Here is a 19950-nt window from a genome sequence, read left to right as displayed (position 1 = left end):
TTAGTGTACGTTATTCTTGATAGAATAGGTGTATTGGTATGGATATTAATTGTACCTTGCTGCTGCAAGGGTTCCATTTTTTTATAGCCTATAGCATTTTTCGTTGGCTATTATTTAAACCGGTGATGGCTGCTGTTGAATCTGATCGTGCGGGTGAAATGTTGTTATTGGGTGCGATAGCGCGCCGTAAGGGTGCGATTATCAAGGTTCAGCAAGATGTAATGCAGTTGTGGCTGAGGTTTCATACATCAATACGATCTAATATTCCATCTGACTTGCATCAGGAGATAAACTATTTAGGGATTACAGCTCCTTTAGATAATCAAGAGTTTTCTAGCCCAGAGCAAGAGCGCTTAATTGAGAGTTGTGCTAAATCTATAATTGAAAAGGTTGGCGATGTCCGTAAGTAATGAAAAATATAAGATAATTGGTGCGGTTATTATTTTTGCGTATTGTGCGCATACTGTTCTATCTGCTCATGTTTTTTCATTATTATTTCGCGCGATTAACTTTTTTATTTTGGTTGGATTAGGGGTGTACAAATTTAGGCAATCTTTATTGCCATCTGTAGTACAACAAATTAAATATGATGAAAATGAGCGTGAGCAGCTACGGCTTACGAGTGATGAATTAGTTTTGCAGCAAGAGGTGGTTGAGCAAGGATTCAATCGATACCAAGTGCTTACCGATGAGCTAGCCGATAAAGTGCAGGATTGGTGCACTGCTTTTGCAAAAAAACAAGCTGAACGAGAAAAAGAACAAGAGCGGATTGCCGCTGTGTTAAGAAAAAAAGCTGAGCAGAAAGCTCACTATTTTTTTATAGACCGAGCGCAACGACAATTAGTGCCGTCGAGCATTAACCGCGCTCGTGAACAGTTGGTGAGTAAGTTTGCTTCTGACCAGCAAGGGGCTGAGTTTTTAACTGAAATGATTGAATATATGCAGCAGGAGAAGGTATGAAGCCTGCCGAGATGCTGCTTGCGCGTCGATACGCAAAGGCATTTTTGAACTGTTTTATAGATAGTATGACTATCAAGGATTTGCAGGGATTTGATCTTGTGCGGCATTGTTTAGAAAAAAATCGTTCTATTTTATTTTTTCTTTCCTTGATACATATTGATACAGAGGTTAAAAAGCAGGATATGCATGATTTATTTAAGCAATGTAATGTTATGCCTGAGGCGGATCAACTCGTGAATGTTTTGCTTGATTCTGGTCGAGGTGCATTATTATCTGCTGTTGTGAAAGATATTAGTGAATTGTATAAACAGAGAAAAAATATAGAATTTTTTTCCATTGCTACATCTCATCCGGTGCCAACAGCACAGGTTGCAGTGATTGCACAATTTTTGCAGCGAAAACTTGGATCTGAGATTATATATCAGCATAGCATAGATCCAACATTGATTGCAGGTATGCGATTGCAGAGTGGTACAAGATTATGGGAATATTCTATTGCAAAGCAATTAAACGGTATGAGCGACAAGCTTACCTCTTAGGGATAACATGGAAATTAAAAGTACAGACTTAGTCTCATTATTTGAACGTTCTATAAAAAATCTTCCTGAAGAGCAATTGCAAGAGATTGGTATTGTTATTCAGGTTGGTGATGGTATTTGTAAAGTGCATGGTTTAAATAATGCGGTGTACGGAGAGCTTGTTGAATTTGAAGGGGGTAATAGAGGGATAATTTTTGATTTAGATGAAGACTCTGTTGCCGTGTTTTTTTTGTATACAGCACGTCCAGTTACAGAATTAGAAGTGGTAAAACGGACCGGAAGTGTATTTAAAACTCCGGTTGGCATGGAATTGTGTGGACGCGTGATCAATGCAGTAGGAACACCGCTTGATGGACTGGGTGATCTTGCAACTACGCAGATGCGTCCTGTCGAGACACGTATTCCGCAAATTATAGAGCGTAGCCCCGTAAATGAATCTTTAGAAACAGGCATAATTGCTATTGATGCATTGGTGCCGGTTGGTAAAGGGCAACGTGAATTAATTATCGGTAATCGTGGCACTGGAAAAACTGCAATTGCTCTTGATACGATTTTGCACCAAAAAGGTAAAAATGTTTTTTGTATTTATGTATCGATTGGTAAGCGACAGGCAAATTTAGCACGTATCATTCAGTTATTAGAAGATAATGATGCTCTTTCCTATACTGTTGTCGTGAGTGCTGATTCGAGTGAAGCGGTGCTGAATCAATATCTTGCTCCTTATGTAGGTTGTACTATTGGGGAATATTTCCAAGAGCAAGGGCGAGATGCTTTAATTATTTATGATGATTTGAGTAATCATGCGATTGCGTTTCGCGAAATGTCGTTATTGATGCGTCGAGCCCCGGGACGAGAGGCGTTTCCAGGCGATGTCTTTTATCTTCACTCTCGTTTGCTGGAACGTGCAGGAAAATTAATCAACGGTGGTTCTTTGACAGCATTACCGATGGTTGAAGTACAAAGTGATGACATCACTGCATACATTCCTACCAATTTAATTTCTATCACCGATGGCCAAATATTTTTAGATACAAAGTTATTTAATCGTGGTCAGCGGCCAGCAGTGAATGTCGAATTGTCTGTTTCTCGTGTTGGCGGCGCAGCACAAACAGCTGCAGTTAAAAAGATGACAAAGGCGTTACGTTTAGAGCTTGCGCAGTATCATGAGTTACTTGATTTTGCTCAGTTTGGTACAGAGCTAGATGAAATTTCGCGTAAAAAATTATCACGAGGTGCGCTGGCGGTTGAACTCTTAAAGCAGCCAGAACACACCACATACTCGTTTGTTGATCAGGCATTAATATTGTTTTTATTGCAAGGTACGTTTTTGGATGCAGTTGATCCTAAGAATGCGTGTCTTTTTGCAACACAATTTGTGAGTTACGTAAAATCGGTGTATGAAAATGATTATGCGGCGATTTTGCACCTTGCAGATATTACCGATACAATGCGTGAAAAGCTGACTAAGTTCGCAATAGAATTTAGCCAATTGTTTGAATTGCCTGAAAAAGCAAGAACAATATAGATAAAAGTGGTTGAGATATACTGCGAGCTGCAGTATACTTACATTCTCTTTTGCGCCCATACTTCGCTAAAGCTTCGTATGGCTACGCCGTTTATATGAAGAGAGTAAAGATTTGAAATAGTTTAATCTGAATGTATGTGCCCGTAGCTTCCTACTCCGCTAAAGCTACGTCGGACAGGCAGTTGGATAGAGTAGATGATTTGAAATAATCTGATTATATGTGCCCGTAGCTCAGTTGGATAGAGCAACGGATTTCTAATCCGTAGGTCGCTGGTTCGAGCCCAGCCGGGCACACCAGCCTTCCCTTTTCAAGCTACGGCTGGCATGCCCGTTTCTTAAAAGACATGCAAATTAAAATGAACCAAAAGCGAAGGCTGTCCGCCGGAGTCACAACCGAAGCAGTAGCGGAGGTTGAATTGACGCAGGAGGACTAAGCCATTTATGCATTATGTATATATCATTAGATCAAAACAAGATCCGAATGAAATTTATGTTGGTTGTACTCAAGATCTGAGTAAATGTCTATCTAATCACAATAGTGGAACAACAGCACACACTGCGAAATATATGCCATGGGAGTTGATTGTACACATTGGATTTGAGAATAAAGATAGGGCAATAGCATTTGAGGAATATTTGAAGTCTGGTTCGGGCAGGGAATTTAGGAAGAAAAGATTATTATAATAACTGTCTTCTGAAGGAAATGACTGGCGAGCCCGTCCTTTTTACGTCCCCACACCATGCATCCCTTGCAACTTCTCTGCGCGAGTTTATACTGAAATAAAGGGACTAATTGCGGGGATTGATCATGTCTTTAAAATCAAAAATACTGTTTTCTCTTTTCACCGTACTTATTATCGGGGGTTGTGCGTGTGTGGCGCTTCGTAGGCATTTGGCCATACAACTCAATGAATATGTCTCTCAAAAGACGGAAAAGAGCTTTGGGGCATTGCCTTTGAATACCGACCAAGAGGAAAAAATTAGAGCGATTGCATCAGAAATAGGGGTCGCGCAACCATTCACTATCCGTAAAATGAATCAAAGGGCGATGATGACCTTTGGATACCATAATGCCTTCGTCTATTTCCCATTGCTTTTTTCTTGTATTCCTACCAATAGTAGCCCTTATTTGTTTATCAGTGAGGGTTTTTTAGAAGATCTATCGCCAGAAGAGCAGCGGTTTCTTATCGGTCATGAGATGATTCATATTAAAGAATCACATACGCTGTATTTAAATTTATTTCTGTACCTGTTCCTTGCCCTACTCCTCATACTCTCATATCTTCTAACCAAAAAAATTCACAACATTGCACAGGCGATGCATCATAAAAAATATATAATCGGAGCGTTTTGTTGTATTGCTGGTTTTACCAGCTTCTTTGTTCCTACCTTGATCGCACTTGCCTACCGCAGGCATATAGAAAAAGTTGCGGATTGCCGGTCATTGCAGGTACTAAAGACGTACGAAGGTTGTGCCAAAATCATCGCTCGATGGGAAAAGGAATTTAATTTACCGGCTCATAATCCTTATTTTGGATTACTTTCCGATCATCCTTCATGTGAAGAAAGAAAGTTATATTGTTTAAATTTACAAAACAACTCAAAGGATATTGTATGAATAATATCAAAAAGATAATGCTAACTCTCTGCATGTTTGTGGCTGGACAAGCAACTGCAAAAGTAGTTGATTTTATCGAGGATGGCTATTTAATGCCGGCTTCACCGGAAATTGTTACATTAACTGAAAATGCAGCACAGTTATTTGAATTTGAACAGCCATACGAAGTGGCAATGCCTAAAAAAAGTGGGCTTCAAATTAATCCATGGAATCGATTTATTGCTTCAGGAATTCATCCTCAAACTAAGAACCCACTTTTGGTTATTAATGATAGTTGGTTTAAAACATTGGATTCAGATCAACAAATGTTTTTGCTCGGGCGTACTTTTTTAATGCTGCAACATGGCGGTCTCCAACCATTTTCTGTAACGCTGGTATCTTACCTGTTGATCTTGCTTTCGCTTGGTTTACTCTTTCTCTTATTTTGGCTTCTGGGCAAAACTCAACGTATTGAAAATAAATGGGCGCGCATGGCAGTAGCATATGGAATTTTTTTGGTGTGTAATATAACGTTTCTTAATACCATGCAAGCTAAAGTGATACAATACTTTGGCATCAGGCATGACATACAGATCATTCAAATGACGGTTGAAAAAACTCATAATAAGCAAGCGGCCATCAAAGCTCTGGAAGCAATCGATTCAATCATCAAAGATGATTTGAGAAATGGTGAACAATTCTGGGAGCCACATGCAACTTTGTTTGAAAATTATGCGAATGGACTTAAATGATGATGGGTTGGGGGGGGAATAGTTAGGGGTATTGGCGAAGTATATGAACCGTCGATAATCTGTCGACGGTTGAAATTGCACCCCATTTATTGATAGCAGAGAGAGATAACAATTGAATGTTTTTTTTGAAACCTGCTTTCAGCCTAACAGAACATTTTAAAGTGACATTTAGGTCTCTATTTTTCTTTCTTTATCTTCCTGAGTGCAGAGCCTTTATGCATGGCTAAGTGATCTGTCTTAGTACTTTCTATCAAATACTGCGGTTCCTCTTTTGAGGCGTGAACCGTATAACCTTTAAAAATGATTTCGGATGTAATCTTTTTTTTGATTTTACCGCGCACCAATCCTGCTTCTGAATTCCATTCTACAAGATCGCCAATTTTAAAATTTTTAGACATCATTCTTCTCCGGTATCGCTGGATATGTTATGGTTGTTCCCTGTACCAAAGCCCAAGGGGTTAATGTATGCGGTTTACTTGATGTTATGCTATAAATATCTTCAACATCGATCTTTCGGATTAATAACGCGTCACCAATCAAGGATCGATGACATCGCCATGGAACAGCTTCGCTGCACATAATTACCACGATCTTTTCATGCGCAATTTCAATAAGTTCTTTTATCCCATCTTCAAATTCTTTTGTTTGCATATAGTCGGCATATCCGCGGAACGAGCTATTGTGCCAAGCCATATTAATCGAATCGGCATGTGTATGCCGCAGGCCGCCTAAATTTTTTTGATGGCGATAACCAATATGATGATCTCTTAAAACATGTGCTAATTCTTGACCATTAAACTGTGGGTTGTGGCGTGATTTTGGAATTGTGCGGATATCAACGAGTTCGGTAATATTGTAATGTTTGAGTAGCTTTAAAAAATCTTCTATCGGTCTCGTTGAATGTCCGACGGTAAATATGCGTAATGCTTTGTTCATAAATTATCTATTTTTTTATTATTACAATGCTGTTAATAAGAAATGTGATCTGCGCATACTTTCTTCTCTCCAATTTATTTTTGATTATAGCATGAGTCCAGCCGGAACTTCTTGCTCGCCTTCCTTTCGTTCCTCTTCGGGTTGTTCTTGTGGTGATAGTTTTGGTGTGTAGTTATCAAGTAGTGCCGAAATGTCCTTATCATCCATAAGGCTAGTTAAAATTTCTTGCCATTTTTTTTGTTCAAATTCTTGTATTGGAAAATCTTTACCCCAATAACTGCTGCCTCGGTATGCAGAACTGGTAGTGTTTGCAGCTTGTTGTTCTCGACCGTGAATAAGTTGAAAGACGATATTCTTAAGAATATCCAGTGCTTTAGGCGATTTTTTTTCAACCTGTTCTAGTATATAGCGCAGATTTCTCCTGCTTGAAAAATCGAGATGTGGATAGAGTTGTAGTTTAATAAGTTGCCGTAGTTTTATGTTGTCTCCATTTTCAATTAAAATAGCTATGTCTTCATATCCTGCATTTCGCGCAGCGTCTGCCGCATTAAAACCATTAGCATCACATTTATCTTTGTTGGCACCAGCAATTAACAATAATTCTACTATTTCTTCATCTCCATTCTGAGCTGCAATGATTAATGGGGTTTGCTGTTGTTGATTTCTAAAATCAATGTTTATACCTTTATCTATGAGGTGCTGTATCAGTTTCTTAGCTTCTACTCTATTTTCTGAGTGCAATAGAGTAGAAAAAACATCGAGCTTTATTTTTTGGTGCAACAGTGCATGTTCGATTTTTTTTGTATTGGTTCTGATTGGTTCGAGGAAATCATTTTTAAATGAATATACTTTATTATACATTCGCATGTAATTGTTTTTTTTATAGTTTTCAATTTTTCCGTTTATATATGTTTTTTGTTGTCCTTGCTCGGTGAAGAAGCACAAAGGTTTTTTGTGTGGCAAATATTGAATAAGTATATCGGTGATGTTTGTATTCAAAATTTTAAGTGTTGCCTTTTTTATGAAAAACGTTTTAGAGGATCCATATTTAATAATATGCATATTTTCAAATAAGTTTGTAACAGAATCATGAGCTAAAAGCGTTGCCGAATCAATTGTGTGTAGTGTATCTCCTGCAATCATTGAAATTAATGGCTTGGGATTGGATGAAGAGAAGTTTATTAAAAAGGGCACATAGTTGGTATATAGTAGGACAGGTTTATCATTTACCGTTAACGGTTTTTTGCGTGTTACACTTTGTATTTTTGTAATGCGTATTATGGCATCATCGCTTTGCGTAATAGGAAACCATGCAGGGACATGAGGAAATCTAATTTGCGGAGTGTTTATAATCTTTTGCCCTATTGGCATTATGGTCGCAATTGCTTTTTTATAATTGGGTGAGTTTTGCGATAAAATATCTATAAATAATTTAAAGTCGTATGGTTGAGAAAGTTTATGCACGACTGCATCAGTTAGTGCATGTGTTACGATAGGAAATGGCAATGTTTTGGCGCCTCCTTTTGTGGTAAGTTCGCCAAATATTTTCTGCATATTAAATCCTGCTGCGTAGCAAGAGGTGACTGCGAAAAATATTGTTAGAATGTCCTTTTCAAGGAAATTTAAGAAGGTATCAAATTGTTTAAAAGATAATTGCGCGATATTGTGATTATAAATACCATGCCCATTTGAGTATATAATCCATCGTACGGGCGTTTTTTCGTTTTTGATATGGTCGTTTTTTGAAACAAATATTTTTTTTTCATCGATACAGTTTTTTTTAAAATCGTTTCCGGTTTCATCATTTAGGATGTAATAATTTTTAGTTGTGTAATTATCATAGTGTGCTGTTAAATAATCACGAATTTCTTGCTTATTTTTGGCTGGAATTGGATCCATATGATCAATTTTTAGACCTAGTTTATATTCTAATTCGGTTAGTGGAGCCAAGTTGTTTAGTTGTTGTAAAGAATCATGTGATACACCCAGATAGTTATTAGGAATCATGCAATACAGGGTGGTTTTTTGGATTTTAGTAGTTTTTATTTTTTTTATTATCCAATTATCGAGATTAAAGTTATTGTAAAATTCATCAAATTTATTTTTATTTTTGTCATATGCTTTTGGCTCTCGAAATAAATTATATAAAAGAGATCCCGAAATAAGGATAGGTCCAGCTATATCTGCGAGAGCACCCATCGACTGAGTGGTCATAGCGCGCAAGTGGGAATCATGTAAGGGATCTGAAGCATCATAGTAGTATGGCTCGCTATCATCTAGGAAAATCAGTAATGATCGTACCGTTGGATCTATCTCAGCGGCGGCTGGTTGTGCAGCGGCAGCAGGAAAGCTATTGTGTGTGGCTGTGCATAGTAACAGCGCTGTTAAGAAGAGATGTAATAGGCGCATTATTTTTTCCCCATCACGGTATTATGATTTTTGTTTTATATCGTAATAGATAGCAGAGAGAGATAACAATAGTTTTATCAAGCCATTCTTAACATTATAATTTATAGTAACCGCCATAATACTTTACCGGTGACCAATCCGGGCTTACCGGTAAATCACGGTTGTGATCAAGACTGGCAAATTCTTGTGTAGCGTAGACAGCTTTACCATCTACAATAGTTAACACCGAATACATATTTTTAATATCCTCCTGCGCAACAGCAAAATAGTCTTGCGATAAAACAGCCATATCTGCATACATGCCCACAGAAAGAGAGCCTTTGCATGTTTCTTCTGCTGATAAATGAGCGCTGCCGATGGTATAGAGTTGCAATGCTTGCAAGCGGCTTACTATATTATCTTTATCATATAAAGATGTTCCGCCAACCGTTTTTCCCGTTACGAGCCAATAGAGAGATATCCAAGGATTATAACTTGCGACACGGGTCCCATCAGTTCCTGCACCAACGGTGATACCAAGGTCGATCATGGTGCGGATTGGAGGTGTTGTGGCGGCAGCTTGCTTGCCATACCGCTCAATAAAATATTCTCCCTGATAGGCCATTCGATTTTGTATTGCAATCGCACCACCAAGAGTTTTTATTCTTTTTAGATTATGTTCGGTAATAGTTTCTACGTGATCTAAGAACCAACGAAGATTATTAAAGGACATTTCTTGATTAACTTCTTCAAGGACAGATAACATTCTTTCAATGGTTTCATTGTATGTTGCATGTACACGAAATGGCCAACGATGTTTGACCAAAAGACGAATAATTTCTTTTAAATGCTGTTCCATATCTACAGCAAGCGTAGGCTTTTCATATAAAAAATCTTCAAAATCTGCTGCAGAAAATAAAAGCATCTCGCCAGCACCATTCAGGCGGTACATGCTGTCTCCACTATACGGAGTTATCGTTGTAGACCACTGCTCAAAATCAGCTAATTCATGGAGTGGTTTTTGGGTAAATAAGTTGTAGGCGATACGCAGCGTCAGTTGTTTGTTTTTATGTAACGTTTCGATAACATGGTAATCTTCAGGGTAATTTTGAGAGCCACCGCCTGCATCTATGCAACTGGTAAGTCCAAATCTATTCAGCTCTCTCATAAAGTTTTGCGTTGAATTAATTTGATCAACCGTTGATAATTTGGGCCCTTTGGCGAGCGTTGCATACAGAATTCCTGCATTTGGTTGAGCAATAATTAATCCAGTAGGGTTTCCATCCGTGTCACGTTCAATAAGAGCTCCAGCGGGATCAGGTGTATCTTTGGTGTATCCTACCGCTTTGAGCGCTGCAGTATTTAAAAATGCTCTGTCATACAGATGAAGAATAAAAATAGGGATGTCGGTAGTGATAGCGTTTATCTCTGCAAGTGTGGGCATTCGTTTTTCACTAAACTGAAATTCAGACCAACCTCCGACTACTCTCACCCATTGTCCTGCAGGTGTACGAGCAACTTGTTCTTTGAGCATATTCATCGCTTGGGCAAGAGATGGAACGCCATCCCATCGTAATTCCATGGTATAATTCAGGCCACCTCTAATTGCATGCAAATGAGAATCATTAAGCCCCGGGATGGTACGACGTTGTTTTAAGTCAATAATTTTTGTGTCTGTGCCAGCCAAACTTTTAATTTCATCATCTGACCCAATTGCAAGTACGCACCCATTTGCAATGGCAATTGCAGAAACTTCAGGACGTTGCGTATCGAGCGTAGTAATTTTGCCGTTATATAAAATCATTTCTGGATATTGAGTATGCATAAAAGGTGCCCCTAATAGGTTTAAGAACTATGTTTGCCTAAAGCCCATTTTGAAAACGTAACTTGAATGCCATATGGAGAGTGAGCCTTTAAAATGTCCATAACCCCATTATATGTTTCACTGCGCGCCCAATCTTGCTGTAATTCACAAATAAATTGTAAAGCATTTATTGGGGTAGCGCCTGCTTGGATCATGCGTTGGACGCTGCGTTCATGCGCTTCTAAAGAGATGTCGCCGCAGGCATCGGTAGGAATATACACATCATAACCGGCTTTAAGTAACTCTAAGGTTGGAAATAGCACGCACGCTTCTGTCCATAATCCTGCAACAACTATTTTTTTGCGATTTGTGCCTTCTACTGCTTTACGAAAACTTGCATCAAGCCACGCGTTGATTGCGGTGCGATCAATAACTTCTTGATTTGGAAAAACTGCTTGCAGATCAGAATTCATTGGACCACTAAAACTATTTTGCGCGATAGCAGATAAAACAGTGGGAACATTAAACAGTTTCGCTGTTTTTGCCAACATTAATGAGTTATGCATGATTGTTATGCGATCATGGCTTTGAACACCAAAGTACATAGCCGGTTGATAATCAATAAGTGCGAGTGCACAATTTTGCGGTGTTAAAAAATCAGTATATTTTTTTTCCATATCAACCATCCTTTATTGAGCAGATTTAAAGTTTTTTATGTAATCGTGTAGCAATTGCTGGGCTTGCGGAAAACTATAGATGGATGCGGCTTGAGATAATGAAAATGTGCTCACATAATCGTACCCACTTTTATCTGTTGGCTTATCTTTAACCCAGTATACTTCTCCAGCCTTAGTGTTTGGATCAAGCTTTTTATTAAAAAGTATTTTTAACATGGCCATTGTTTTATCTTGGTCTTCTTGTGTTTTGTCCATTGCAGAATGGAATAAGACAAATGCGAGAGCATTCTCTCCTGCTAACATACGAGATGTGAGTCTACCGTTCCCGGTATATTTGAATCGGTCCCCTTCCACCGATATGTCTCCATTCTTAAATGATAACTGTTCTGGCGTTGCTTCTTCGAGTGTTTTAAGATCGTGCTGGGCAATGGTTTGTGCGATTTTATAGGTTTTAAGTTCTTCTTTGAGGTAATTAATTTTTGACTCATCTTGAGGAGTTTCTTTTTCTGCCATTTCAATATCGGTTAAAAATTGAGGTATTTTTTCCTGAGCGTAGTTAAAAAATACTGCTATATCTTGTGTCATGAGCTCTTTCGCTTGAGCAATTTCTTGCGCTGTGAATTCTTGTGCCGGAGCAATTTTTTGCGATCGATAGTAGTAGTAAATACTCGCAAGCACGACAGGGATCAGAATTACGCTGAAGCTAAAGATCTTTTTATTCATGGCTTTTCCTTTTTTGTACTTTTTCAAACATGGACATAGCGTAGTTATTCAACTTACATGCTGTCAAGACTGTGCGCGTAGAGCACGATTTTATTAAGTACGTAGCCGCCTGCTAGCACCTTCATTGCCATCTTCACTAAATTCTTTACAATGATACCTATCACAAAACTCCATTGACAATAAGGTGTGCTATGCAACATCCAATGCAAATAATCGATGTAAAAACAAAACATAAAATTATCGCGGTAATATCAGCGCTGATGCCTGATGTGAAAATATATCTGTTCGGATCACGTGCTCGAGGAACAAATAGCCCAACAGCGGATATTGATATTGCTCTTGATGGTGGCAAAAGATTACCAGCAGAAGATGTAGATGAAATTAAAAGTATGCTGAGAGAAAGCAATATAATGTATACGATTGATGTTGTTGATTTGCACTGGATGACCGATATTATGCGCAATGAAATTTTACGGGAGAAAGTGGTATGGAAATAATAACGCTTCGTTATAAAGCATTACAAAAAGCATTGTTATCATTACATAATGGCCTTCATACTTTTAAAGAACATCAACAGAAAGAACATCAAGAAGAATACTTCATGATGCGCGATGGCTTGATTCAACGATTTGAATATTGTATAGATACTTTTTGGAAATTCATAAAATTATATTTAGAAGAAATACAAAAAGTCTCAATGGAATCAACAACGCCAAGAGAAATTTTAAAAAAAGCTCTCAATGGTATAATTACTCCTGAAGAACATACGATACTAACCAAAGCTCTTGCAGATCGTAACCTCACCTCGCACTCATACAATGAAGAGCTTGCTATAAAGATTCAAAACCATATTCCTGCTTATTCCACTGTTATGAAATCAATAATCGATAGAATTAAGATAAATTAGGAAAATTATGCGTTATAAATTTTATAGAGAGCATAAATACGTTAGTTTCAGATTTGATGAATTAGAAAGATTGGTAGCCAGAACAGATTTCAGAAGTGACGAAGAACTTAATACAGTTAAGCAGGCCTTTGAAGAGCTAATTGAGCTACTTGAAGCACATGCCCACTATGAAGACACCTCTTTGCATGTACTCCTTAAACAAAAAAATTCAGATGTGTATAAGCATATTGAGCAAGATCATGAACATCTAGACGAACAAATAATATCTCTGCGAACATTACTTACAACAATTGATCAAGCGGGCACGCAAGAAGACAAGATAGAAGCTGGCTATCAATTTTATTTATGGTTCAGAAAGTTCAGCGGCGACAATTTGCTACATTTACACGAAGAAGAGACGATTATCTTACCAGAACTACAGCGGCTCTATTCTGACGAAGAATTAAAAAAAGTTGAAGCAGCAACGTATAATATAATGACGGCACAAGATCTTATTCAGATGATGCAAGAACTATTTCCCCAAATGAATCCAAGCGATTGGGAAGCTTTTCTTATAGATATAAAGGACGCAGTGCCGGTAAAGTTCACAGAGGCATGGAATGGCATTAAAACAATCATGACCCCTGAGCAACAGCTGTACTTTATTAAGAAATTAAATATTTAATGCCATTAATTAGGGAAACAGTGAAATCGTGACATTTTGTCACGGACTGAAATTGATTGTGTTAACAAACATCTTGGGAAGTGAGTCCGCGACATTTTATCGCGGACTGAAATTACAGTGCATTCTTTTGGAATTATTATGAATATCAAAAAAGTGATATTTTTTTCGTTGATTATGCAATTTTCATCTGTCGTTTACAGCATCGAAACAGACCCTAAAACTAAAGAGGTTGAAACCGATTTGGCACATGCAAGTTGCTATATCGGACCTCATGCTTATACTCCAGAATACTCATTTCAAGAAGCGTTACGAAAAAATGATTTGGGCATTAAAAAGTCTTTAGAGCAATTAGGAGATAGTAAAGGAGCAGAACAGTTTTTTATCAATGGCTGGGGTCAAATTATTGGAGCTCTTGTTGCCCTAAAGAAGCATAAGATAAATGCTGAATTTAGTAATGTGATAGATGAAAATATAGATACAGCAGTTGAAAAAGGCAGGAATAAAACAAATCCATTTATGGTGGTGAACGTAAGAGAGCAGGCAAAAAATATGATGATGTATCCGCATCAAGGAAAATATTTGCCTTGGCGGAGGGTCCATATTACTAAACCAATAGCTTTACTAAATACAGCGCTGAAGAAGCACTCCGCACAATTTTCTTTATATGAAGGTAAATGTTATTTGCACATTGGGCAAAAAGGCGAACATAGTATTTTCACGGAATTATGGGCAAGTGATTTTGCAACGTTATTAAAAAAGCAAGGCTATCGTGGCTTAGAACCTAATAAAGAGCATCCTCATATAACCTTAATTAATTCCAATGTAGTAGCAGCGGTCAAAGATAAGTTTAGCGAAAAATATGGGGCAGCAGGGCAAACGAGGTTCAGCTCTTTTATGAATTCATGGATAGATGAAGCTAATAGCGAATTGAGTAAAGAGAATCACGCAATTGAATTTACCCAACTTGATTCTATATATTCAGAAGATTATTCTCCTTTTGAGGAAGTAGTTGTTGCTAAATTACAAGCGCCGAAAGTTAAAAAGGCATTGAATATATTGGTCAATAAAGCTAAGGAGGAAGTTGATTACACGCTTGCCGTTAAAGATGAGGATTCATTGCACTTAACCATAGCAACGAGATATAGAAATCCTAATGATTTTTCTGCTACCACAATAGAACAAATAATTAATTCGTGTCCTAAAAAATCCAGACTCTTATCAGGATTCTTGCAAGAGTTTAAAAAGCAATTGAATATCCTAAAAAAAGATTATGAATAACCATGAAAGCGGCGAGAGTTTATTGTAACCATGGCCTGAGATAGTTTTAAAGCATCATCAAATAATCTGCATCTTCATCGATTCCTATTATCTTATACAAGTATCTTGCTAAGCAGCAGACGTATCGTGGTGCAGGTGAGAATCCAGCCCTCTGATATCCCTGAACCAGTCGTTGTAATTTTTCAGATCGTTCATGAGCTGGGATGTTAATGAGCTTGTTGTCTCTTTGTTCAAATGGTCCCGGTTGTATAATAATTTTTCTTGCACCAGCGCGTTTTAGCTCATTACAAGTAAACTGAAGTAATGCAGTTCCGTGTCTTTGATTGCGATGTTGGTGTTCAATAAAACCGGTGTGCAAAACAAATAAGGATAAAGGAAGGTGTTCATAAAACAAAAATCCGATTTGCTGATCGCCATCATAGTAGGTTATTTTTTTGGTAGTGGTAAGAAAGTTTCTGTTAATTGTTTTAACATCAAAACGCTGATTTTGCTCGGCACTCGATGCAACATTGTGTGATAAAAAACTTATAAAAAAAATTGGTAACAATAGAATAATCCTTTGCATGGTCACCTCTATTTATTTAATCGTCCAATCAATTTCAGGTAAATTATGTTGCTTAAGAAAATTATTTGCTTGCGAAAAATGACGGCAACCTAAAAAGCCCGTTACAGAAAATGGTGAAGGATGTGCTGCTTTTAAAATCAAATGACGCGTGAGATCAATATGTAGCTGTAAATGAGCAACCTTTTTTTGTGCATAAGCACCCCACAGCAGGAAGACCGTTTGATGTTCACGTTGAATAAGTGCGGTGATAACTGCATCAGTAAAAAATTCCCATCCTTTGCCTGCATGACTTGCAGGAGTATTTTCTTCTACGCTTAAAATTGCGTTAAGTAATAAAACACCTTGATCTGCCCAGTTTGTTAACGTGCCGCTACGCGGCATAGGCATGCCAATATCAGTATGCAGCTCTTTAAAGATATTACGGAGCGATGGTGGTTGCGCAATGCCCGGTGGGACACTAAAGCTGAGCCCGTGCGCTTGCCCGGGTCCATGATATGGATCTTGTCCTACAATAACCACACTTACTGTATCAAATGGTGTTGCTCGTAATGCAGCAAAGACATTCTGCTTTTGTGGGTATATCGTTGCACCAGCGGCTTCTCGCTCTTGTAGAAACCGCACCAGGTCTTCAATTTCAGGACGTTCACAAACGTACTCTAATGGCTTTTTCCATGACGTCGGAATTGCGGCGAAAAATTGTTGTTGTCGAGGTGTCATATTTTTATGCATGCTGACAGATGTACACGATATTGCCTGAGTTATCTTTAATACTCATTGCGGTACCCCACGGTTGTTTTTCAGGCTTATCTACAATTGCAATCTCTTGCGCTTGTAATGTTTCATAATCTTTAAAACAGTCGGTGCTTTCAAGAGTGATAAAAGGATGATTTCCCGCTTGTTTACCAACCAACGCTTTTTCAGCATCGCTTGTTGCTTGTAAGATTACTAATTCAAAGTCTCTTCTTTCTTCCAAGCAAAGCGTTAACCAACGCATATCGCCAAAGTTTGCATCAGTATGGATGATAAATCCGAGTTTTTTATAAAAATTAACCGTTGCGTCTTGATCGTTAACGAGCATAGTTACGTGAGAAATTGCTTTCAACATATTTTTCCTTTTAGGGTAATCGTTATTAAGTTTAAATCGGGGGCTCAAAATTGAGCTGATATAGGGTATGTTACCATAAGTAACAGCAGATTAAAAAGGGATATAATGAAATTATAGCTTAAAAAAACCGTATATCTCTGCTAAAATTTATACTCTAATTTAATCCTAATTTATGAGGTGTTACTTATGAAAAAACTATTGCCTTATGGCTTACCTGTTGTATTAGTAGCTATTCTATGTTTATTTGTTGGGTTTCCATCATTAACAAAGACCACTGCAACGCATTCATTATTTGATAAAAATGGAGTGCCTGTTAAGAATGTGAAAGAGATTTTTGGGCAATTGGGAGTTTCGATTGCTTCTATTGAAGAGGCGAATGAGTTTGCTCAAAAGAACTTTTTAATTACTGGTGACTGGTGGGATTTGCAGCCAGAAAAAGCATGGCATGGTGTAGTAGAAAGTAATAAAGGCGCTCTTTTGGAGAATTTTAGAGCTTTAGGCATGGTTGATGAACTGCATCCAAGTAAAACTATGTATAAATATGTTTTATTAGTAGGCGCTACGAAAGCGAGAATTATCATGCGTCTCGATTATTTGGCAGAGTTGAGAAAAAAAGGCATTTCTTTTGAAACAATTGTGTTGTTGGGCGGAGAGCGACCATTACAAGAATTTGAAAAAGAAGGGCTGCCAACTGATATTACTACAGAAGCAGAAATGATGCAGTATGTGTGCGCACAGCATCCAGCATTTAAAGATATTACACATTTGTTGGTTAATGCGCCAATGGTGCAACGTGAAGATGGAACAATGGTTCGCCCAAGCGTAGATGGTACCTTGGCATATTTTGCACAAATAGCGCCTGCTGATGGCTCTTGCTTAGTTGCTTCAAATAGTCCCTACATTTTGCGTCACATTAAAGCAGCGCAACGTATTTTGGATCAAAACCGTTTTCCAACTGATGGTGCTGGCGAGGCATTGGACAGTAATACAACAAATATGATTCGTTTGTTTGATGAATTAGCACGAGCTATTTATGAAGAGTTTAAGGCGAGCCGCAAATAGTATTTTTTGATTTGATTTTACAGCATATAAAAGGGCCGATTCATTGCATATACTGCAACGATCGGCCCTCTATGTTTTTACAGGGGTTAATGTTACACAAGATGTTTCATTCAGGTTATAGCATAAGCCCAGCCGGGACTTTCGGCTCATATATTTTTTGTTTTTTCTTTACAGGTCTATCTCTCAGCGCTATCGATCGTGTATATTTTTCTAACAAAGCAGCAATGTCGGAATCCTTAACGAGATGTGTTAATAATTCTTGCCATTGTTTTTGCTCAAACTCTTGCTCTGAAAAGTCCTTTCCCCAATATCTGCTTCCACCAAATGCGTTTTTGGTCATATATGCCGCTCGTTCTATCTGGTTATCAATCAGCTGGGCAATAATGTCTTTCAGGAGTTCTAACGCGGGAGAAGATTTTTTTTCGATCTGCTCGAAAATGTAGCGTAAGTTTCTTCTGCCTGAAAAATCAAGATGAGGAAACAGTCTTAGTTTAAGCAGTTGACGTAGCTTGATGTTATCTCTATTTTCAATGAGCAGTGCTATATCTTCATGGTGTGCGTCGCGTGCAATGTCTGCAGAACTAAGGCCTTGTATGTTACGTTTATCGCCACTAGCGCCGGCAAGCAATAATAGTTCTACTATTTCTTTATATCCTTTTTCTGCGGCAATCATCAGAGCGGTCTGTTGGTTGGGGGCAAAATCGACAGCGACTATCAGCGGTAGTATGCGTCGTACTTCGTCTATATTGCCTGTGCTTACTAGCTCTAAAAAATGGAGTAATTTTTCCGGCGTTGCATATTGCTTACGTAACTTTTTGACCAGGGACTGCTCTACTTTTTGCGTGGTGTCTTTTTGTTGTAACGGAATATAGTCATTTATTATAAGTTGATACGATTCAAGATAATTGTCTTTTGTATGATCTTTATCAGTGCCATTTTCATAAGTTTTTTGCTTTCCTTCATCGGTAAAGAAAATTAATGGAGGTTTGTTATAGATGTTGTAATCAATGATGATATCAGAGAGCTTCTTATCAGAATTGACCAATGTTATGGTTTTTATCAAAAATGCTTTAGAAGGACCATAGGTGATTTGTTGCATATTGAAAAAAAATTGCTTGAGGGCTGTATAATCTTGAAATATTGCCCTATCGATGATGTGTATTCCAATGCCGGGACTCATAGAAATGACTGGCAGTGGTTGATACGAGGAAAAATTAACCAAAAATGGCACATGATCTGTATATAGCAAGAGAGGTTTTGTACCGACGGTTAAACTATTTTTGCGGGTTACGCTTTCTATTTTCGTGATAGATACTACTGCGTTATTAATTGTTGTAATAGGAAACCATGCCGGTACATGAGGCAATCTGATTTGTGGGATACTGGTTAATCGTTTCATGCTCGTTGGCGTTGGTATTATGTATGCAATCGCCTTTTGATAATTACTCGGTTCACGCAATAAAGTTTGTATAAATCCATTGAAATGTGAAGCGCCAAAAGGAGTAGTTACCGCTGAATCGGTGAGTGCTTGCGTTACGATTGGAAAAGTATGCGTTTGAGCTCCCCCCTCTGCCATGAGCTCACCAAACACCTGCTTTGCGTTAAATCCAGCTGCATAACATGAAATGTAGACGAAGAAAATGGTGAGAATTTCTTTTTCTAAAAATTTCAGTAATGTATCAAATTCTTTAAATGAAAGTTGTGCTATGGTTTCACCGTATCCGCCATGACCATTTAAATAGACAATCCATTTTGTTGGCTCTTTGTGGGCTTTGATGTAATCTGCTTGAGAAACAAATAATGCTTTATCTGTAACGCAATTTTGTATAAATCCAGCGCCTGTTTTTCTGCTTAAATCTTTATAGTTATCATTGGTATAGGTATAGTATTGCGTGGTAAAAAAATCGCGTAGCTCTTGGTTGCTGAGTGCAGGAATGTTTTCCATATGATCACATTTTAAGCCTAAATCATATTCTAAATCGGTGATAGGATTTCGAGCGGTTAATTGTTGAATGCTTTTTTCTGATATCCCGAAGTACCCAGCGGGGATCATGCAATAAAGATTGGTGATTTGATTAGATGGAGCGGCGATTTTTTTGATGATCCAATGTGCAACGTTGAATGTTGTATAGAACTGTGCAAAGCGTTCTTTATCCCTGTCATATTCTTTGGGTTTTCGGAATAAGTTATAGAGCAGTGATCCGGAGATAAGAATGGGGCTTGCTGCATCGTTGATTGCCTGCATCGATTTATGTGTTACAGCGCGGAGATGATGGTCATATTGTGAATTTGACGCATCATAATAATAGGGTTCACTATCATCCAAAAAAATCAGTAAAGAGCGAGTTAGGGGGTCGATCTCAGCAGCAGCTTCTTTTTGCTCAAGTTCTGCAGCGGAATGGTTGGTGTGGGTACTCAGAGATAGGAGCATTGCGCATAAGATATGTACTGTGCGATTCATTTTTTCT

At 38.1% G+C, this 19950-nt stretch carries 21 protein-coding genes and 1 tRNA gene; 12 read left to right on the top strand and 10 right to left on the bottom strand.

The window, feature by feature from the left end:
- The first annotated feature begins 38 nt into the window (after positions 1 to 38).
- The 7 genes from VGT41_01010 (at position 39) to VGT41_00980 (ending at position 5373) form a co-directional block, all read left to right on the top strand.
- Positions 39 to 410, top strand: coding sequence for a hypothetical protein (locus VGT41_01010; protein HEV2600852.1), 372 nt, complete (start codon positions 39 to 41; stop codon positions 408 to 410).
- Entirely contained in the window at positions 397 to 960 is a 564-nt protein-coding gene (locus VGT41_01005; GenBank protein ID HEV2600851.1) for a hypothetical protein, read from the top strand. The genes VGT41_01010 and VGT41_01005 overlap by 14 nt, the downstream gene beginning before the upstream one ends.
- The gene (gene atpH, locus VGT41_01000) at positions 957 to 1499 is read left to right on the top strand and encodes an ATP synthase F1 subunit delta (GenBank protein ID HEV2600850.1); all 543 of its coding nucleotides are present in this window, start codon (positions 957 to 959) and stop codon (positions 1497 to 1499) included. The genes VGT41_01005 and atpH overlap by 4 nt, the downstream gene beginning before the upstream one ends.
- A gap of 7 nt (positions 1500 to 1506) precedes the next feature.
- A complete protein-coding gene (atpA, locus tag VGT41_00995) occupies positions 1507 to 3024 on the top strand; it encodes a F0F1 ATP synthase subunit alpha (GenBank protein HEV2600849.1) in 1518 nt (505 codons plus the stop codon).
- 220 nt (positions 3025 to 3244) lie between these two features.
- A tRNA-Arg gene (locus VGT41_00990) sits at positions 3245 to 3321 on the top strand.
- Positions 3322 to 3832: 511 nt separating this feature from the next.
- Positions 3833 to 4642: a M48 family metalloprotease gene (locus tag VGT41_00985; protein HEV2600848.1), complete on the top strand. Its 810-nt coding sequence runs from the start codon at positions 3833 to 3835 to the stop codon at positions 4640 to 4642.
- Positions 4639 to 5373, top strand: coding sequence for a hypothetical protein (locus VGT41_00980; GenBank protein HEV2600847.1), 735 nt, complete (start codon positions 4639 to 4641; stop codon positions 5371 to 5373). The genes VGT41_00985 and VGT41_00980 overlap by 4 nt, the downstream gene beginning before the upstream one ends.
- Positions 5374 to 5549: 176 nt before the next feature.
- Here VGT41_00980 and VGT41_00975 read toward each other — a convergent pair whose 3' ends face one another.
- The 6 genes from VGT41_00975 to VGT41_00950 form a co-directional block, all read right to left on the bottom strand.
- Positions 5550 to 5774, bottom strand: a complete 225-nt coding sequence (locus VGT41_00975; GenBank protein HEV2600846.1) for a DUF2945 domain-containing protein — start codon at positions 5772 to 5774, stop codon at positions 5550 to 5552.
- Complete coding sequence (locus VGT41_00970; protein HEV2600845.1) at positions 5764 to 6309, bottom strand: DUF488 domain-containing protein; 546 nt, start codon at positions 6307 to 6309, stop codon at positions 5764 to 5766. The genes VGT41_00975 and VGT41_00970 overlap by 11 nt, the downstream gene beginning before the upstream one ends.
- An 84-nt stretch (positions 6310 to 6393) precedes the next feature.
- Positions 6394 to 8718, bottom strand: coding sequence for an ankyrin repeat domain-containing protein (locus VGT41_00965; protein HEV2600844.1), 2325 nt, complete (start codon positions 8716 to 8718; stop codon positions 6394 to 6396).
- A gap of 94 nt (positions 8719 to 8812) precedes the next feature.
- Positions 8813 to 10522: an amidohydrolase gene (locus VGT41_00960; GenBank protein ID HEV2600843.1), complete on the bottom strand. Its 1710-nt coding sequence runs from the start codon at positions 10520 to 10522 to the stop codon at positions 8813 to 8815.
- Between the two features lie 20 nt (positions 10523 to 10542).
- Positions 10543 to 11178 (bottom strand): hydrolase, encoded by a 636-nt coding sequence (locus VGT41_00955; GenBank protein ID HEV2600842.1) that lies wholly within the window; start codon positions 11176 to 11178, stop codon positions 10543 to 10545.
- 12 nt (positions 11179 to 11190) lie between these two features.
- The gene (locus tag VGT41_00950; protein HEV2600841.1) at positions 11191 to 11901 is read right to left on the bottom strand and encodes a hypothetical protein; all 711 of its coding nucleotides are present in this window, start codon (positions 11899 to 11901) and stop codon (positions 11191 to 11193) included.
- A gap of 191 nt (positions 11902 to 12092) precedes the next feature.
- Here VGT41_00950 and VGT41_00945 point away from each other — a divergent pair, with 191 nt between their 5' ends.
- The 4 genes from VGT41_00945 to VGT41_00930 all read left to right on the top strand — a co-directional run bounded on the left by VGT41_00945 (position 12093) and on the right by VGT41_00930 (position 14750).
- Complete coding sequence (locus VGT41_00945) at positions 12093 to 12398, top strand: nucleotidyltransferase domain-containing protein (GenBank protein ID HEV2600840.1); 306 nt, start codon at positions 12093 to 12095, stop codon at positions 12396 to 12398.
- Positions 12389 to 12808, top strand: a complete 420-nt coding sequence (locus VGT41_00940) for an HI0074 family nucleotidyltransferase substrate-binding subunit (GenBank protein ID HEV2600839.1) — start codon at positions 12389 to 12391, stop codon at positions 12806 to 12808. Before VGT41_00945 ends, VGT41_00940 begins: the two co-directional genes overlap by 10 nt.
- 7 nt (positions 12809 to 12815) lie before the next feature.
- Positions 12816 to 13472 carry a hemerythrin domain-containing protein gene (locus VGT41_00935; protein HEV2600838.1) on the top strand — a complete coding sequence of 219 codons (657 nt, stop codon included), beginning with the start codon at positions 12816 to 12818 and terminating at the stop codon, positions 13470 to 13472.
- Positions 13473 to 13610: 138 nt separating this feature from the next.
- Positions 13611 to 14750, top strand: coding sequence for a hypothetical protein (locus VGT41_00930; GenBank protein ID HEV2600837.1), 1140 nt, complete (start codon positions 13611 to 13613; stop codon positions 14748 to 14750).
- A 46-nt stretch (positions 14751 to 14796) separates the two neighbouring features.
- On the opposite strand, the gene VGT41_00925 is transcribed toward VGT41_00930, so the two are convergent.
- From VGT41_00925 to VGT41_00915, 3 genes are read right to left on the bottom strand one after another with little or no spacing between them, the layout of a single operon-like run.
- On the bottom strand, positions 14797 to 15315 hold the full coding sequence (locus VGT41_00925) for a GNAT family N-acetyltransferase (GenBank protein HEV2600836.1): 519 nt from the start codon (positions 15313 to 15315) through the stop codon (positions 14797 to 14799).
- 12 nt (positions 15316 to 15327) lie between these two features.
- Positions 15328 to 16032 carry a uracil-DNA glycosylase gene (ung, locus tag VGT41_00920; GenBank protein ID HEV2600835.1) on the bottom strand — a complete coding sequence of 235 codons (705 nt, stop codon included), beginning with the start codon at positions 16030 to 16032 and terminating at the stop codon, positions 15328 to 15330.
- 4 nt (positions 16033 to 16036) lie between these two features.
- Positions 16037 to 16420, bottom strand: a complete 384-nt coding sequence (locus tag VGT41_00915; protein ID HEV2600834.1) for a VOC family protein — start codon at positions 16418 to 16420, stop codon at positions 16037 to 16039.
- Between the two features lie 186 nt (positions 16421 to 16606).
- On the opposite strand from VGT41_00915, the gene VGT41_00910 reads away from it, so the two are divergent.
- Entirely contained in the window at positions 16607 to 17482 is an 876-nt protein-coding gene (locus tag VGT41_00910; protein HEV2600833.1) for a hypothetical protein, read from the top strand.
- A 115-nt stretch (positions 17483 to 17597) separates the two neighbouring features.
- Here the strand turns inward: VGT41_00910 and VGT41_00905 are convergent, their stop codons facing one another.
- Positions 17598 to 19943 (bottom strand): ankyrin repeat domain-containing protein, encoded by a 2346-nt coding sequence (locus tag VGT41_00905; protein ID HEV2600832.1) that lies wholly within the window; start codon positions 19941 to 19943, stop codon positions 17598 to 17600.
- Positions 19944 to 19950 lie beyond the last annotated feature (7 nt).

It is taken from the genome of Candidatus Babeliales bacterium, from assembly GCA_035944115.1.
GTDB lineage: Bacteria > Babelota > Babeliae > Babelales > Vermiphilaceae > DASZBJ01.
Note: the sequence above shows the minus strand (reverse complement) of the source record. Positions and strands in the feature narration are given on the sequence as shown.